The sequence below is a fragment of the Pseudomonas sp. GNP012 genome, from assembly GCF_054343835.1.
In genome coordinates this window covers 1,615,511-1,631,863 of the sequence record NZ_JBTGUU010000001.1, presented here as the reverse complement: position 1 = coordinate 1,631,863, position 16,353 = coordinate 1,615,511, and the positions used below count along the sequence as shown (strand labels likewise).

Genomic DNA, 16,353 nt, shown 5'->3' with positions numbered 1-16,353 from the left:
CCGTTCCTCGTTTAATGCAGGCAATCCAAGGAAGCATCTGACAAGAAAAAAGTGGCGCCTGACAACGATCAGATGTCCACCGAATAAATGTGTGGAAAAACCGACAGTGATAGTCAGGTTCGGCTCAAACCGCCGGATCGTTTGATACAGGAGTGTCTCCATGCTGGTCTTGCGTCCAGTCGAGTTGGCCGACCTGCCAAGGTTGCAGAAGCTGGCTCGTGAAAGCCTGGTGGGCGTCACATCCCTGCCCGACGATAGCAAACGGTTGCGCGAAAAAATTCTCGATTCCTGCGCCTCGTTCGAGAAAGACGTCGAGGGTCATGGCCCGGAAAACTATTTCTTTGTCCTCGAAGACCCGGCGACGCAGCACCTGGTCGGCTGTTCGGAAATCCTCGCCACGGCGGGGTACGGCGAGCCGTTCTACAGCCTGCGCAACCGGCACTTCACCAGCGCCTCGCGGGAACTGAACATCGAGCACGGTGTACCGGCCTTGTCGTTGTGTCACGACCTCAGTGGCCACACCTTGCTGCGCGGCTTCCATATCGATGCCGCACGGGTACGCACCGCCCATTCCGAACTGCTGTCGCGGGCGCGCCTGTTGTTCATCGCGGCCCACCCCCGGCGTTTTTCCGCAACGGTGATCACCGAAATCGTTGGCTACAGCAGTGATGAAGGGCACTCGCCATTCTGGGATGCGGTGGGCAAGCATTTCTTCGACCTGCCCTACGTCGAGGCCGAACGGCTTTGCGGCCTGCAAAGCCGCACCTTTCTCGCCGAACTGATGCCGCAGTATCCGATTTACGTGCCCATGCTGCCCAAAGCGGCACAGGACTGCATCGGCAGCATCCACCCCGATGGCCAGGAGGCCTTCGATATCCTCGAGCGTGAAGGTTTCGAAACCAACAGCTACATCGATCTGTTCGATGGCGGCCCGACGCTCTATGCGCGCACCTCGGGCATTCGGTCGATCACCCACAGCCAGTGCGGCCTCACGCAGCCTGGCCCGGTGATTGATGCCCGGGGCAGCTATCTGGTGAGCAACGAGTCCTTGACGGATTATCGGGCCATCGTCGCCGATCTCGATTACATCGCCGGGCAACCCGTCACGCTGGACACGGCCATGTGCACGGCGTTGAAGGTCACCGAAGGCAGCCCGGTCAGGCTGATCGCCCTGTGAGTGCCCGCCTGGGTCAACGCCAACGCCCGAACACCCATGAACAAGGAACAGCCGCATGATTGTCCGACCGGTCCAGATCACCGACCTGCCCGCCTTGTTCACGCTGGTGCGCCAGGCCAGCCCCGGACTCACCAGCCTGCCGGCCGACGAAGAACGCCTGGCCTACCGGATCCGCTGGGCCCAACGTACCTTCGCCGGGCAGGTCGATCGGGCCGATGCCGATTACCTGTTCGTGCTCGAGGACGACGAGCAGCAGGTGGTGGGCGTCAGCGCCCTGACGGGTGGAATCGGTCTGCGCGAGCCCTGGTACAACTACCGGGTCGGGCTGACGGTCAATGCTTGCGCGGACCTGGGTATCCAGCGCCAGATCCCGACCCTGTTCCTGAGCAACGAATTGACCGGGCAATCGGAAGTCTGCTCGTTGTACCTGCGCCCGGATCAACGCCAGGGAAGCAACGGCCGTTTGCTTTCGCTCGGGCGTTTGTTGTTCGTGGCCGAGTTTACGCAGCTGTTCGGCAACCGGCTGATCGCCGAATTACGCGGCAGTACCGACGAACGAGGCGGCTCACCGTTCTGGGACAGCCTCGGCCGGCATTTTTTCAAGATGGATTTCAGCCATGCCGACCACCTGTCCGGGCTGGGCAACAAATCGTTCATCGCCGAACTCATGCCACGCCAACCGCTGTACACCTGCCTGCTCACCGAACAGGCCCAGGCGGTGATCGGCAAGGCCCACCCGAACACCGAGCCGGCCCTGAAAATCCTCAGCGCCGAAGGTTTTGCCCACAACGGCCATATCGATATCTTCGACGGCGGACCGGTCATCGAGGCCCCGGTTTCCGGGATCCGCACCGTGTGCGACAGTCGACCGCTGCAACTGGCCATCGGCTCGCCGGACGCTAACGATCCGCTCTGGCTGATTCACAATCGGCGCCTGGAAAACTGCCGCATTACCTGCGTCCCGGCCCGACTGGCGGGCAACAGCCTGGTGGTCGATCGCCTGACCGCCAAGCGCTTGCAGCTGCAGCCCGGCGACTCGGTGCGCGCCGTGCCGCTGCTCAACCAGCGGCACCAGGCCGCAGCGGCGTGACCTATCAGCTTCCTGTCTCAGGCGTCAATCCGGCTTACCCGGCAAATTCGTCATCATTCTGCCCCTGCGCGCGTGATAGCCTTTTATCTCTTCGGCGTTGACACTTTTGCTCAAGCCCTTCCATTCCATTGGTGGAACTCATATGTCCAGGCTTTCCCATCAAGATTTGCGCCGCAATTTTCGCCAACTGTTCGCCTCCAACACCTGCTACCACACGGCCTCGGTGTTCGACCCGATGTCGGCGCGCATCGCCGCCGACCTGGGCTTCGAAGTCGGGATCCTGGGTGGCTCGGTCGCCTCGCTGCAGGTGCTGGGCGCCCCTGACTTTGCCCTGATCACCCTCAGCGAGTTCGCTGAACAGGCCACCCGCATCGGCCGCGTTGCCCAGTTGCCGGTGATTGCCGATGCCGACCACGGCTACGGCAATGCGCTCAACGTCATGCGCACCATCGTCGAGCTCGAGCGGGCCGGCGTCGCCGCGCTGACCATCGAAGACACCCTGCTGCCCGCGCAGTTCGGCCGCAAATCCACCGACCTGATCACGGTCGCCGAAGGCGTCGGCAAGATCCGCGCGGCACTGGAAGCGCGCTGCGATAAGGAAATGGCGATCATCGCCCGCACCCACGCCGGGATTCTGCCGGTGCAGGAAATCATCAGCCGCACCCGGCAATACCAGCAAGCCGGGGCCGACGGGATCTGCATGGTGGGCGTCAAGGATTTCGACCATCTGGAGCAGATCGCCGAGCACCTGAGCGTCCCGCTGATGCTGGTGACCTACGGCAACCCGCTGCTGCGCGACGACAAGCGCCTGGCCGAACTGGGTGTGCGCGTGACCATCGACGGCCATGGCGCCTACTTCGCCGCGATCAAGGCGACCTACGACAGCCTGCGCGAACAGCGCCAGATCCTCACCCAGACGTCGGACCTGAGCGCGACCGAGCTGACTCACACCTACACGCAACCTGAGGAATACATCCGCTACGCGGAAGAGTTCATGAGCGTGAAGGAATGACGGTTTAACCCGATACACCGCCTTCGCGAGCAGGCTCGCTCCCACAGTGGATCTGCGGTGAACACATCATTTGCATCCACCAGTGATCATTTGTGGGAGCGAGCCTGCTCGCGAAGAGGCCATCACTGCCAACATCCCCGCTGCCTGACACTGCGCCATCGCGGGCAAGCCCGCTCCCACAGGTCACGCCGAGTCGAGCAGTTCGCGATGGGGTTTGCCATTGCCGCAACAGATCACGCGGTTACGCCCGGTGGTCTTGGCTTCGTATAGCGCATGATCGGCGTCGTTGAGCCAAAGCGTCGCGTCGGTATGCGTCGGGTCGAATGACGCCAGGCCAATGCTCAGGCTGACTTTCAGCGCCGGACTCTGCTCGTAGCCCAAGGTGGCGAAGCGATCACGCAGGGCATCCATGACCATGGCGGCGCGGTTCAGGGGCAGGTCCGGAAGGATCACGCAGAACTCGTCACCGCCGTAGCGCCCGGCCACATCGGTCGCTCGCAGGTTCTGCTTGAGCATTTTGCTCAACTGACGCAGGACGATATCACCGGCAACATGGCCGTAGGTGTCGTTGATGGCCTTGAAATGGTCGATGTCGATCAGGGCAATCGCCCCGCCTTTTTGCTGGCGTTTGCAGCGCTGGAACTCGACTTCCAGCTGGTCCTTCCAGGTGCCATGGTTGAACAGGCCCGTCAGGCTGTCGGTGCGGCTCAGAGCCAGCAGTTCACGCTTCTGACGGCCGAGGGTATGGGCCTGGCGGAAGCAGATCCAGCCCAGCGCCAACGGATACAGGCACAGCAAGGGCAAACAGGCATAGAGCTGCAGCGGGCTGGTCGCTGGAATGAACGCCGGGGCGAAAATCTGCAAACCGACACCGATGCCCAGCACTTGCGCGGCCGTCCCGGCCAACAGGAAGCGCATGCCGCCGATGGCCACGTTGTTCATGGCCATCATGGAAATGGTGGTCGCGCTGGGCAGTGGGTTGAAATGCATCGCGGCAATCCAGAAGCCGCCGAGAAAGGCATCGATCAGCAGATTGCGGTGTTCGGCGTGATAAGGCCTTTTCGCCCGACGCGCCCATTGGTAAGCCACGTGCGGCCAGACCAGGCCATTGAACCACATGAAACCCCAGACCCAGGGCGCCGGATCGAGTGGATACATCGCCGCGCTCACGCACACCAATCCCAGGGCCAACCCCAGGATTCGCGATGTATAGAGCCTCCTGGCCAATGAGAACGCCTTTCCTCCCGCTTTTTCCATAAGGCCTCTGTGCCACTCGACGAAATGCGATAACAGCCTGTGCCTGTGCGCTGGAGTCTATCAGGGCGAGATTAAATAGCCATCACCGGCTGGCGGGCTGAATATCGCGACATCACCCTCGCATAAAAGCAAAAGCCTCACCCCAGAAACGGCTATACATGAAAGAAGGGGTTGATCAATGACCATAAGAGGAGGCCCATTGCAGACCTTTCAAGTATTGATCATCGGCAGCGGGTTTGGCGGCCAATGTGCAGCAATCAATTTGCTCAAGGCCGGCATCGACGATTTTCGCCTGCTGGAGCGGCGGGATTTCTTCGGCGGCACCTGGTGCCAGAACACCTACCCCGGCGCGGCCGTCGACGTGCCTTCGCCGCTGTATTCGTTGTCTTTCGCGCCCTATCGCTGGACGCAGATGTTCGCCGAACAGGCCGAGCTGCATCGCTACACCCGCCACGTGGTGGAACACTTCGGCCTGCGCGACAAGGTGGAACTGGACGCGAATGTCGAACGCATCGAATGGGACGACACCAGCAAGCGCTGGACCGTCTACACCGCCGGCAAGGGCACGTATTGCGCGCAGTTCCTGATCAACGCGACCGGGCCGCTGAGCCAACCGGTGGTGCCGCGCTTCGAGGGACAGGAGCGTTTTCAAGGTAAAACGTTTCACACCAACAACTGGGATCACGGCTACGACTATCGGCAAAAACGCGTGGCCATCGTCGGCAGCGGCGCCAGTGCGGCCCAGGTGATTCCGGCCATTGCCCCGGATGTCGGGCACTTGCATGTGTTCCAGCGCACGCCCCACTGGGTGTTGCCCCGGGCTGACCGCAGCTTTGGCCGTTTCCAGCGCTGGCTGCTGGGACTCAAGCCGGCCTACAAACTGCTGCGCTGGGGGATCTACTGGCAGTTCGAAACCCGGGTGATTGCCTTCAAGTATTCGAAGCCGGCGATACACATGGTCCAGCGCCAGGCCCTGCGTTTTCTCAAACGCCAGGTGCCGGACGCCGAACTGCGGCGTCAACTGACGCCGGACTACACCATCGGCTGCAAACGGGTGATCCTGTCCAGCACGCTGTACCCGGCACTGGCGCGGCGCAACGTGACGCTGCACAGCCGCGAGCAAGGCATCGCCGCCATCGACGAAACCGGCATCGTCACCCTGGATGGCCAGCACATCGACCTGGACCTGATCGTCTGGTCCACCGGCTACGACGCCACCGACGGGGTGATTTCCTACCCGGTAACGGGAAAAAACGGCACCCGCCTCAAGGAGGTCTGGGCGCAATACCCTCGGGCCTACCTCGGCACCGCCCTGCCCGACTTTCCCAACCTGTTTATCGTCACCGGGCCGAACACCGGGATCGGCCACACCTCGGCGCTGTTCATCATCGAATCGCAGATGAATTACATCCTCGACTGCATTCGCACCTTGCAGGCTCAAGGTTTACGCAGCATCGAAGTTCGCCATGAGGCGGAACGTACCTACACTGAAATGATCCACCGGGAAATGGAACGTACCGTGTGGAAGTCCGGTGGTTGCCACAGTTGGTATCAAAGCAAGAGCGGTCATGTGATTGCGATGTTTCCGGGGTTCAGTTTCAGCTTTCATCGCTTGACCCGAGCGCTGAAACCCGCCGATCACATTTTGTCCTGAGCAGATAGAAGGGAGACGCGTGATGCTTTTGTTGTTCGTGGTTCTCGCAGTGTTCGTCGCCTGGAGCTGGTTGACCTACCCGGCCATCGGCTACTGGCTCTATGACTTGAGCATGGCGGCCGAGGCCAAGCTGTACCGGCTGCATAAAATCGTCGTGCCCATCCCCGAGATGACCGTCTCGACCTGGCAAGGCGGGCCGTACGAGGCCACCAGCAGTGTGCTGATGCTCCATGGTTTCAGCGCCGACAAGAACCTCTGGCTGCGTTTCGCCCGGCACTTTGTCGGCAGCCACCGGGTGATCATCCCGGACATCGCCGGCCATGGCGAAACCGGCTTCAAGGCCGGCGGCGGCTACGACATCCCGCTGCAGGCCAAGCGCATGATCCAGCTGCTGGACGTGTGCGGCGTCGAGAAAGTCCATGTCATCGGCAACTCCATGGGTGGCTACATGGCGGCATGGCTCGCGGCCAATTACCCGGAGCGCATTGTGTCCCTGGCCCTGATCGACCCGGCCGGGGTCACCTCGCCCGAGCCCAGTGACCTGGAGCGGCATTTGGCCAAGGGCCACAACCCGTTTCTGATTCATTCGCGGGAAGAATTCCGGCGTTTCTACGCCATGACCATGGCGTCCCCGCCCTGGGTGCCGAAGCTCGTGCTCGATGCCGTGGCCCAGCGCTATGAACAGTCCCGCGAGGAGCTGGAAGAAATCTTCCGCGATTTCCGCGCCAGCCCGCCGATGGAGCCCCGCCTGCCCGACATCACCGTCCCGGCGCTGTTGCTGTGGGGGCGCAAGGACCGGCTGATCGACGTCAGCAGCGTGGCGGTCTGGAGCAAGGGCATCGCCGACCTGCGCGTGCATATCTGGGACGCCATCGGGCACATGCCCATGGTGGAAGCGCCCTCCGGTTCGGCGCGCCTGTATCGGGATTTTTTGGCATCACTGCGCTCGGAGAGTCCACAGGATCAACGACTGCATTAGGTTTGCAGTCCTTTGCAGAATGAAGTTCGTCAGAAACTTCGTTTGTCGGCGTCGCTCAAGGCTGCGATCTTTTGACCATCCTTTACGTCACCGCGCCAGGAATCCTGTTCATGACCCCCCCGAATTTCGTCAGCCCTGACCTGATCCGCCAACGCTTCTCCAAAGCGATGTCCGACATGTACCGCGAGGAAGTGCCGTTGTACGGCGCGTTGATGGAACTGGTGGAGCAGACCAACCGTCATGTGCTGCAAAGCGATCCGCAGATCCTGCAACAGCTCACCAGCACCGGCGAAATCGAACGCCTGGATCTGGAGCGCCATGGGGCGATCCGCGTCGGTACGGCCGATGAGCTGGCGACCCTCGCCCGCCTGTTTGCGGTGATGGGTATGCAACCGGTGGGTTACTACGACCTGACACCGGCCGGCGTACCGGTGCATTCCACGGCGTTTCGCGCAGTGCATGAAGCGTCCTTGCAGATCAGTCCGTTCCGGGTATTCACTTCGCTGCTGCGCCTGGAGTTGATCGAAGACCTGGAACTGCGAGCGTTCGCCCAGTCGATGCTCGACCGGCGCTCGATCTTCACCGCCCAAGCCCTCACGCTCATCGAGCGTGCCGAATCCGAGGGTGGCCTGACCGAACCGCAAGCCCTGGAATTCGTCGAACAGGCCCTGGAAACCTTCCGCTGGCACCACAGCGCCACCGTCACCGCCGAGCAGTATCAGAAGCTCAGCGCCCAGCATCGGCTGATCGCCGACGTGGTGGCGTTCAAGGGCCCGCACATCAACCACCTGACGCCACGGACCCTGGACATTGACATCGTCCAGGCGCAAATGCCCGCCCACGGCATTACCCCCAAAGCGGTGATCGAAGGTCCGCCCCGCCGCCAGTGCCCGATCCTGCTGCGCCAGACCAGTTTCAAGGCCCTCGACGAGCCGATTGCCTTCACCGATCAGAACGAAGCTCGCGGCAGCCACAGTGCCCGCTTCGGCGAGATCGAACAGCGCGGTGCCGCCCTCACGCCAAAAGGCCGCGCACTGTACGACCGCTTGCTCAATGCCGCGCGGGACGAACTCAAGGATTTCCCCAACGAAGCCAACGCCGCGCGCTATAACGCCTTGATGGCGCAGCATTTCAGCGAGTTTCCCGACACCTGGGAAGGCATGCGCCAACAGGGCCTGGCTTACTTCCGCTACTTTGTGACGGAAAAAGGCCTGGCGGCGGGCAACCTGAAAAATACCGCCCTGGAAGACCTGCTCGGCAGCGGTTACCTGCGAGTTGAACCGTTGGTGTACGAAGACTTCCTGCCGGTCAGCGCGGCGGGGATTTTTCAGTCAAACCTGGGGGACGCGGCGCAAACCCGTTACGGCGTGCACTCCAATCAGCAGGCGTTCGAAAAGGCCCTTGGGCGTTCGACGATCGATGAGTTGGCGTTGTATGCCGAGAGCCAGCGGCGTTCGATCGAACAGTGTTTCGCGGCGTTGGCCGATGTTGTTCCAGCCGATGAAAAAGGCTCTTCACGCAATCCCGGGCAACACCGATAACGCAATACCTGTAGGAGCCAGCCTGCTGGCGATGGCCTCAGATGCGCCGCGTTTATCCAGCTCACCCGCGTTATCGTTAACGACCATCGCTGGCAAGCCAGCTCCCACAAGGGACCGCGCCTACGCTGAAACTGTAGGAGCCAGCCTGCTGGCGATGGATTCAAGTGCGCCGCGTTTATCCAGCTCATACGCGATATCGTTAACGACCATCGCTGGCAAGCCAGCTCCCACAAGGGACCATGCCCACGCTGAAACTCCAAACAAAAACGGGCGACCCGCAGGTCGCCCGTTTTTTTTTATATCCGAAACTTTCAATACAACCAATAAAGTGTTCGCCCAGTGCGATGGCCTCGGCAATCCATGCACTGGTAAAGAGCCGTACACTGGGCGAACGGAAAGCATTTTAGTAGATGAGAATCAATATGTCCGCACTGCAAAGATGAAATTTATCGACACAATGTTTAAGGAAATGTCGACTTGAATACGAGGCTGCACAGCGCTTTAAACGCGCCAGTTAAACGCTATGAGCTGATTATTCCTGTACAAGACTTTTACAAAAACAATCAGCCCATATAACTCAATCTCAATGCTTGCTGGTCACCGTCAATATGTCGGTGTAAACCACGTTTACGCTTTGTCCGACTTTCAAGTCCTTGAGTTTGGCCTGGACTTCAGGTCGCTTGACGTCAACCGTCTTGGACTTGCCTTCCGGGTTTTCAAAAGTCACCTGGTGTTTTTTCAGGTCGATGTGGGTGATTTTCAGCTGCACTTTCACCTGACGGTAAGCTTCGCCGCCGGGGTTGTCGCTACCGGGTGCTGCGCGCACTTCGCCAGTGACTTCGGCAGTGCCCGGCAAGCCTTTGTCGACATCGGTGTCGAGGAAGGCGGCAACGGCGCTGGTCACCCTGATGTCAACCGTGTCGCCGGCCTTGAGGTTGTCGAGGTTTTTCGCCTTTTCGGTCAGTTGCACAGGGAATTCATTACCCTGCGGACCTTTGAGGACCACGATACGGTTTGCGGTATCGACCGAAACGACTTGGGTGGCAACCTGATCGACCACCACAACTTCGGACAACGGGAGTTCGGCGGCAACCGCACCGAAACTGGCGGCAGACAACAAGGTTGCGAGGGTGATGGCTTTGGTCAGTGCGTGGCGTTTCATAGGCAGAACTTTCCCTGTGATGAATGACAACAGACGGCGTTGACGCAAAGCGCAATGCCATGTGTGCGATGAGCATAGACGCTGTTCAGCGAGTGGTCGCAGCAGGCCGCTGATTTTCTAATACCCGGTCATTTCCAGATAGCCGTTCCCTGCATGACTGCCACTGAGGCGCACCGGGCCTTCCCAGTACGGTATGCGCAAATCCATCCACGCCTGGGGATTGAGCGCGGTGATGGTGATATCGAGGTGTCTGGAGGGGATCTTGATCGACCAGCGAATGGGCATCTCGCGCCCGGCCACGCTGGCCCTGTCTTGCGGCGTCAGGCTGATGTCGCCGGCGTGCAGCAACTGTGTCTGCCCCCGGGCGTCGATCCAGGTGCCGGTGAGGTAAGGCTCGCCGTCCTTTTGCCGCATGCGATACAGCATCACCTGCTCGCCGCTGTCCAGATGCAGGGATAACCAGTCCCAACCGCTCTGGTTGGCCGTAAGGGGCTGGCTGCTCCATTCGCGGTCGAGCCAGGCCGGGCCACTGACCTGAAAGGTCTGGCCGTCGATTTCCAGGGCGCCGCTGGCCTGGAAAAACGGCTGGCTGTAGTAATAAGAGGCCTGACCCTGTTCGGATTTCTGGCTGAACCCCTTGTCCCCTTGCAGCACCAGCGGACCTGTCGAGATCAACCGCAGCCGGTAGCTGAAACGCTTGTCGCGGGCGCTGAGCAGCAGGTCGGCCAAGGGATCGTCGGCTGTCGCTTGGCTGCTCAACTGCCAGTCGTCGATCCATGCATTGAACGGCGCAACGCTGACACCGGCCTGACCGACGCCGCCACGGGCGTAGCGTTCCGCCGCGTGATGCACCGTCGCCGACGTCACCGCCGCGTGACCGAGCCAGATCGTCTGGTTCTGCCAGCCGGCTATCTCGGGGGTAGCTTTCAAGGCGCTGCGGAACAGCGTCCATTGCGCGCCGAACTCATGCCCCTGAGCGTCCTTCAGGTTGGCGGTGATGTACCACCATTCGATGCGAAAGCCATCGTGGGGGCCGTGATCCGCCGGGAAGCTGAACACCCGACCGGGCACCACCTTGGTAAACGCAGCGGCCTGGTTGCCCAGCCCGGCAAAACCTTTTTCTACCGGCGCCGGTTGATCGCAGCCATTCAACAGCAGCACCAGCAGCGCCAGGAGCAAGACGCCGAGATTAATTTTCATGGGTAAAGGTGCGCAGCAAGTCCGCCGGCTGCGTGCGGTACAAACGCAACAACGGCCAGGCCGAAGCCAGCAATGTCGCCACCAGCGCCAGGCCCATCAATTGCAACAGTTGCAACGGGAACACCCGCAACGGCAGGCGCCAGCCAAAGGCCTGAACATTGATCACCGTGTCCAGGCACCACGCCAGGGCGATGCCCAACGGCAACGCCAGCACCAGGGTCAGCAGCGCCAGCAACCAGGTTTGCCCGAGGTTGAGCAACATCAAATGCCGGCGTGTCACGCCCAGCGCCCACAGCGGCGCCAGTTGCCCGAGACGGCTCTGGCTTTGGGTCAACAGGCTGATGAACAGCGCCACGCCGGCCACGCACAACGTCAGGCTATTGAGCGCAGCGGTGGCGGCGAAGGTGCGTTCGAAGACTTGCGTGGACCAGCCCTTGAGCCGCGCCTGATCGACGATGCGGCTGTCGTCCAGGGTAAAACGCGCCTGCAGCGCCGTGACGAACGCCGGGATCGACGCCGGTTCGATGCGCAGGTTGAAGCGGTTCGGTGTCAGTTGCGGCCAGCCGCGCAGCAGGTGGTGGATGTTGACCAGAATATGTCCCTTGGGATTGCCGTAGTCGGCGTAGATCCCGACGATCCGTGGTGACCACGGGCCAGTGGGCGTCGGCAGCGTCAGGTGGTCGCCCGGTTGCACGCGCAGGCGCCGGGCCAGTTGTTCGCTGAGCATCACCGCATCGTCCTTGGCCAGTCGTTCCCAAGGGTTGTCGCCCAGGGCTTCGAGCAACGGCCAGTGCTGGCGGTAGGTCGGGTGGTCGATGATCCCGGACAGGTCCGTCGGCCAGCCCTGCAACTGGATCGACACCTGCCAGTTGGGCAGCACCGCCGCCAGTTGCGGCTGCTGGTCGAGCCAGCTGTGCAGCTCCCTGGCCTGGGCCGGGTTCTGTGGGTTGAGGTAAAGCTCGGCCGTCAGCCGTTGCTCGAGCCAGTCGTTGAAGGTCTGACGAAAGCCTGCGGTCATGCTGCCGGCACCGATATTGGCGGCCATGGCCAACAGCAGCGCCATCAATGCCAGGCTCAACGCGGGAAGTTGCTGGCGGCAATCGGCGACAAACCATTGGCCCAGTACCGAGCGACTGCGCTGTGAAGCGAGACTGAGCAGCGAACTGAGCACCACCGGCAACGCCAGTGCGGCGCCGATCAACAGCGCCGCCATCAGCACGAAGCCACTGACCAGGCTGTCGCCGAAGATCAGCGCCAGCAGCGCGATCACCCCGGCCATTGCCGCCACCCAAGCCTGGCGTCGCAACCAGCGTGCATGGGCCTGATGCCAGGCCTGCGGGTCGGCCAGCGCCAGCAATGGCAAACGCGCCGCCCGCAGCAGACTGTTGACACCGGCCAGCAACGCGCCGATCAGACTCAGACCGATACCACTGAACCACCATGACAGGCCGAGGTTCAACTGCCCCGCCACTTCGGCGCCATACAAGCCACGCAGGCTGGCGGCGACATCCGGCAACAGCACGCCGGCCAGCAGGTAGCCGCTGACCACCCCGGCCACACCGCCGATCAGGGCCAATCCACCCAATTCGACGGCGAGACAGGCGATAAGCATGCGCGCACTCACCCCACAGGCACGCAGCGTGCGCAGCAAACCCCGGCGTTGCTCCAGCGCCAGCCCGATGGCGGCATGCACGATAAACAGACCAACCACGAACGACAGCACCCCCAGGGCCGCGAGGTTCAGGTGAAAGCTTTCGGTCAGGCGAGTGAGGTTGTTTTCTTCGCCAGCGCTCTTGAGTTGCAGCTGTCCATGGAGGGCGTGCGGCAGCGGCGCAGTGAAATCCTTCGGTAGCAGCAGTCGCGACAGTTGATCCGGCATCCCGAGAATCTGCTGGGCAAAACCGATGTCCACCAGCAGCACACCGGGCGCCATGTCGGCCTGCTCCTGCAGCGGCGGCAGTGCCACGCCCGCCAGGTTCAGTGGCCGGTCACCTTCGCGCAAGCCCAGTGCCTGCATGGTTTGCAACGATATCCAGGTACTGCCCGGCGGGCTGAAAAAGCCGACCACCTGCTCAATCGCCAAGGCCTGACCCGCCACCGCCGCGCCCGCCGGCAGCGACACCGGCTCGATGCCCATCAATTGCAGGCGCTGATCTTCATGCCCCTTGAGCGTGACCCGGCCTTGCAGCACCGGTGACACGGGCCAGCCCGCGCGGCGCAGATCGACAAACCATTGCTGCGCGAAGGTGCCGCCACCGGGCGCACTGAGACTGGCCTGGGGCTCGCCGCCGATCAACTGACTGGCGCGGGCATAGCTGTCGCGGGCCTGGCTGTTGAGTGCCTGGACGCCGGTCAACAGGCCGGTGGCCAGCCACAACCCGGTCAGCACACTGAAAAACTGCACCGGATGCTGGCGCCAGTGGCTGAGCAGCGCGCGCAGGGTCTGGCCAAAGATGCCCATGTCAGCGCTCGCCCACAGCGACCAGGCGACCACCGCACAGCAAGGCCTTTTCCACCAGCCGCGCCGCCACGCCAGGACTGTGGGTGACCATCAGCAAGCTGGTGGGACTGTCGTCGAGCAGTTCCAGCAGCAACTGCAACACCTCGGCGCCGGTGGTTTCATCGAGGCTGCCGGTGGGTTCGTCGGCCAACAACAATGGCGGGCGCGACGCCAGCGCCCGGCCCAGCGCGACCCGTTGCTGCTGGCCGCCGGACAGTTGCTCGGGGTAGCGCCGCAACAGCTCGCCCAAGCCCAGGCGCCGCACCAGATGGGCTTGCCAGCGTGGGTCATGACGCCCGGCCAGACGCGCCTGAATCGCCAGGTTGTCTTCGACCCGCAGGCTGCCGATCAGGTTGAATTGCTGAAACACCAGGCCGATTTCCGTTCGGCGCCAGCTCGCCAGTTGCCCTTCGTTCATCTGTTCCAGGCGATGCCCGCCACTGCGGATGCTGCCGCGGTCGACCTTGTCCAGCCCGGCGATCAGGTGCAGCAAAGTGCTTTTGCCACTGCCTGACTCGCCCATCAGCGCCAGGCTGCTGCCGGGCCTGAGCGTCAGGTCGACGCCTTGCAGCACCGGCAGCGGCCCCTGCGGTGTGGCGTAGCTTTTGAAAACGCCATGGACTTCAAGCATGGGTCAACCTGCTGGGTATGCGTGGCTCAAGGATAGCGGCCCTGAATGTTTTTTGTCCGTTGCCGATGATCGCCCTGCCCGTGCCCCGCCCTACCCTCGAAGCTGGTCTAGCCATAACGATAAAAAACGGAGACGCCATGCCTCGTTTCACCTTGAGCCCTCGTGGGCTGCTCGCTTGCCTGATCACTGCCTGCCTGGCGCAACCGGTGGTCGCCGCCGATGCACCGGTCGCGGCCAGCCCGCAAACCATGGCCAGTAACGCCGCCGTGCTGAAACAACTGCCCTTCACCGACCGCACCGACTACGAGTCGGTCACCAAGGGGCTGATCGCGCCCTTCAAGGGCCAGGTCAAGGACGCCTCGGGCAAGGTCATCTGGGATATCCAGGCCTATGACTTCCTCGCCAAGGACCAGGCCCCCGAGTCGGTCAACCCGAGCCTCTGGCGCCTGGCCCAACTCAGCGCCCATGCCGGATTGTTCGAAGTCAGCCCGCGCTTGTATCAGGTGCGCGGCCTTGATCTCGCGAACATGACCATCATCGAAGGCGACGACGGGCTGATCATCATCGACCCGCTGACCATGGCCGAAACCGCCAAGGCAGCACTGGAGCTGTACTACCAGAACCGCCCGCACAAACCGGTGGTGGCGGTGATCTACAGCCACACCCACGTCGACCACTTCGGTGGCGTGCGCGGGGTCATCGACGAAGCCGACGTCAAGGCCGGCAAGGTCAAGGTGTTCGCCCCTGCCGGGTTCATGGAACACGTGATGAGCGAGAACGTCTACGCCGGCAACGCCATGAGCCGCCGTGCACAGTTCCAGTTCGGCAGCCTGCTGCCCCGTGGCGAAAAAGGCCAGGTCGATGCCGGCCTGGGCAAGAGCACGCCGAGCGGTGGCACCGTCACCCTGATCCCGCCCACCGACCTGATCGACAAGGCACTGGAAACCCGCACCATCGCCGGCCTCGAGGTGGAATTCCAGTTGACCCCGGGCACCGAGGCGCCCGCGGAAATGAACCTGTACCTGCCGCAGTTACGCGCCTTGTGCATGGCGGAAAACGCCACGCAAATGATGCACAACATCCTCACCCCGCGCGGCGCGCAAGTGCGGGACGCCAAGGCCTGGGCCGAGTACCTGGACGGCAGCCTGGCGCGATATGGCGACAAGAGCGACGTGTTGTTCGCCCAGCACAACTGGCCGACCTGGGGCGGCGAACGCATCCGCACCTTCCTCGCCGACCAGCGCGACATGTACGCCTTCCTCAATGACCGCACCCTGCACCTGCTGAACCAGGGCCTGACGCCGCTGGAAATCGCCGACTCGATCAAGAAACTGCCAGGCAGCCTGGACCAGAAGTGGTACACCCGTGGCTACTACGGCTCGCTGAGCTTCAACACCCGTGCGGTGTATCAGCGCTACATGGGTTTCTATGACGGCAACCCGGCCAACCTCAATCCACTGCCACCTGTGGAAACGGCGAAGTACACGGTCGAGGCCATGGGTGGCGAAGCGGCGGTACTGGAGAAAATGCGCGCGGCGATGAACAAGGGTGAGTACCGCTGGGCCGCGCAACTGGGCAATCAATTGCTGTTCGCCAACCCGGACAACGGCGATGCGCGCAAAGCCCAGGCCGAGGCGCTGGAGCAGATGGGCTATCAAAGCGAAAACGCCACCTGGCGCAACATGTACCTGACCGGCGCCATGGAACTGCGCAACGGCGTACCGCCCCATGCGGGCACTTCGGTGTCGGTCGACATGGTGCGGGCGATGAGCCCGCAGATGTTCTTCGACTTCCTGGCCGTGCGCCTGGACAGCGAAAAGGCCGCAGGCCATGACCTGACCCTGAACTGGACCTTCGAGGACCTGAACAAGGACTTCAACCTGACCTTGCGCAACGGCGTACTTACCCACCGCGCCGGCCTCAATGCCCAGGCGGATGCCAGCGTGACCATGAGCAAGGCCACCCTGGAACAGATCAGCCTCAAGCAACTGGACATCCCCACGGCGATCCAGAAAGGCCTGATCAAGCTGCAAGGCAATGGCAAGAAGCTTGGGGAGTTGATGACCAGCCTCGATACGTTTGCGCCGCAGTTCAATATCGTTACCCCGTGAACCCAGATCCCCCGTAGGAGCGAGCTTGCTCGCGATGGA

Annotated in this window: 13 protein-coding genes; 8 read left to right on the top strand and 5 right to left on the bottom strand. The window is 62.2% G+C overall.

Going from position 1 to position 16,353, the window contains the following annotated elements; all coding sequences use genetic code 11:
* Positions 1-160: 160 nt before the first annotated feature.
* The 3 genes from ACXX83_RS07365 (at position 161) to ACXX83_RS07355 (ending at position 3,279) form a co-directional block, all read left to right on the top strand.
* Positions 161-1,177: an arginine N-succinyltransferase gene (locus ACXX83_RS07365; protein ID WP_458547980.1), complete on the top strand. Its 1,017-nt coding sequence runs from the start codon at positions 161-163 to the stop codon at positions 1,175-1,177.
* Between the two features lie 55 nt (positions 1,178-1,232).
* Entirely contained in the window at positions 1,233-2,267 is a 1,035-nt protein-coding gene (gene astA / locus ACXX83_RS07360) for an arginine N-succinyltransferase (RefSeq protein WP_102702763.1), read from the top strand.
* Positions 2,268-2,409: 142 nt separating this feature from the next.
* A complete protein-coding gene (locus ACXX83_RS07355; protein WP_007975765.1) occupies positions 2,410-3,279 on the top strand; it encodes an oxaloacetate decarboxylase in 870 nt (289 codons plus the stop codon).
* Between the two features lie 183 nt (positions 3,280-3,462).
* Here ACXX83_RS07355 and ACXX83_RS07350 read toward each other — a convergent pair whose 3' ends face one another.
* Complete coding sequence (locus ACXX83_RS07350; protein WP_458547979.1) at positions 3,463-4,536, bottom strand: diguanylate cyclase; 1,074 nt, start codon at positions 4,534-4,536, stop codon at positions 3,463-3,465.
* A gap of 199 nt (positions 4,537-4,735) precedes the next feature.
* Between ACXX83_RS07350 and ACXX83_RS07345 the strand changes: the two genes are divergently transcribed.
* The 4 genes from ACXX83_RS07345 to ACXX83_RS07330 all read left to right on the top strand — a co-directional run bounded on the left by ACXX83_RS07345 (position 4,736) and on the right by ACXX83_RS07330 (position 9,191).
* Positions 4,736-6,190 (top strand): flavin-containing monooxygenase, encoded by a 1,455-nt coding sequence (locus tag ACXX83_RS07345; protein ID WP_217837909.1) that lies wholly within the window; start codon positions 4,736-4,738, stop codon positions 6,188-6,190.
* A 22-nt stretch (positions 6,191-6,212) separates the two neighbouring features.
* Positions 6,213-7,169 carry an alpha/beta fold hydrolase gene (locus ACXX83_RS07340; protein WP_217837908.1) on the top strand — a complete coding sequence of 319 codons (957 nt, stop codon included), beginning with the start codon at positions 6,213-6,215 and terminating at the stop codon, positions 7,167-7,169.
* A gap of 110 nt (positions 7,170-7,279) precedes the next feature.
* Positions 7,280-8,710 carry a 2-oxoadipate dioxygenase/decarboxylase HglS gene (gene hglS, locus ACXX83_RS07335; protein WP_458547978.1) on the top strand — a complete coding sequence of 477 codons (1,431 nt, stop codon included), beginning with the start codon at positions 7,280-7,282 and terminating at the stop codon, positions 8,708-8,710.
* Positions 8,655-9,191: a hypothetical protein gene (locus tag ACXX83_RS07330; RefSeq protein WP_458547977.1), complete on the top strand. Its 537-nt coding sequence runs from the start codon at positions 8,655-8,657 to the stop codon at positions 9,189-9,191. The genes hglS and ACXX83_RS07330 overlap by 56 nt, the downstream gene beginning before the upstream one ends.
* A 102-nt stretch (positions 9,192-9,293) precedes the next feature.
* On the opposite strand, the gene ACXX83_RS07325 is transcribed toward ACXX83_RS07330, so the two are convergent.
* The 4 genes from ACXX83_RS07325 to ACXX83_RS07310 all read right to left on the bottom strand — a co-directional run bounded on the left by ACXX83_RS07325 (position 9,294) and on the right by ACXX83_RS07310 (position 14,203).
* A complete protein-coding gene (locus ACXX83_RS07325) occupies positions 9,294-9,872 on the bottom strand; it encodes a hypothetical protein (RefSeq protein ID WP_458547976.1) in 579 nt (192 codons plus the stop codon).
* A gap of 117 nt (positions 9,873-9,989) precedes the next feature.
* Positions 9,990-11,072 carry a lipocalin-like domain-containing protein gene (locus ACXX83_RS07320; protein ID WP_458547975.1) on the bottom strand — a complete coding sequence of 361 codons (1,083 nt, stop codon included), beginning with the start codon at positions 11,070-11,072 and terminating at the stop codon, positions 9,990-9,992.
* Complete coding sequence (locus ACXX83_RS07315) at positions 11,062-13,533, bottom strand: ABC transporter permease (protein WP_458547974.1); 2,472 nt, start codon at positions 13,531-13,533, stop codon at positions 11,062-11,064. Before ACXX83_RS07315 ends, ACXX83_RS07320 begins: the two co-directional genes overlap by 11 nt.
* 1 nt (position 13,534) lies before the next feature.
* Positions 13,535-14,203, bottom strand: a complete 669-nt coding sequence (locus tag ACXX83_RS07310; RefSeq protein ID WP_458547973.1) for an ABC transporter ATP-binding protein — start codon at positions 14,201-14,203, stop codon at positions 13,535-13,537.
* Between the two features lie 137 nt (positions 14,204-14,340).
* Between ACXX83_RS07310 and ACXX83_RS07305 the strand changes: the two genes are divergently transcribed.
* On the top strand, positions 14,341-16,314 hold the full coding sequence (locus ACXX83_RS07305; protein WP_458547972.1) for an alkyl/aryl-sulfatase: 1,974 nt from the start codon (positions 14,341-14,343) through the stop codon (positions 16,312-16,314).
* The last annotated feature ends 39 nt before the right edge of the window (positions 16,315-16,353 follow it).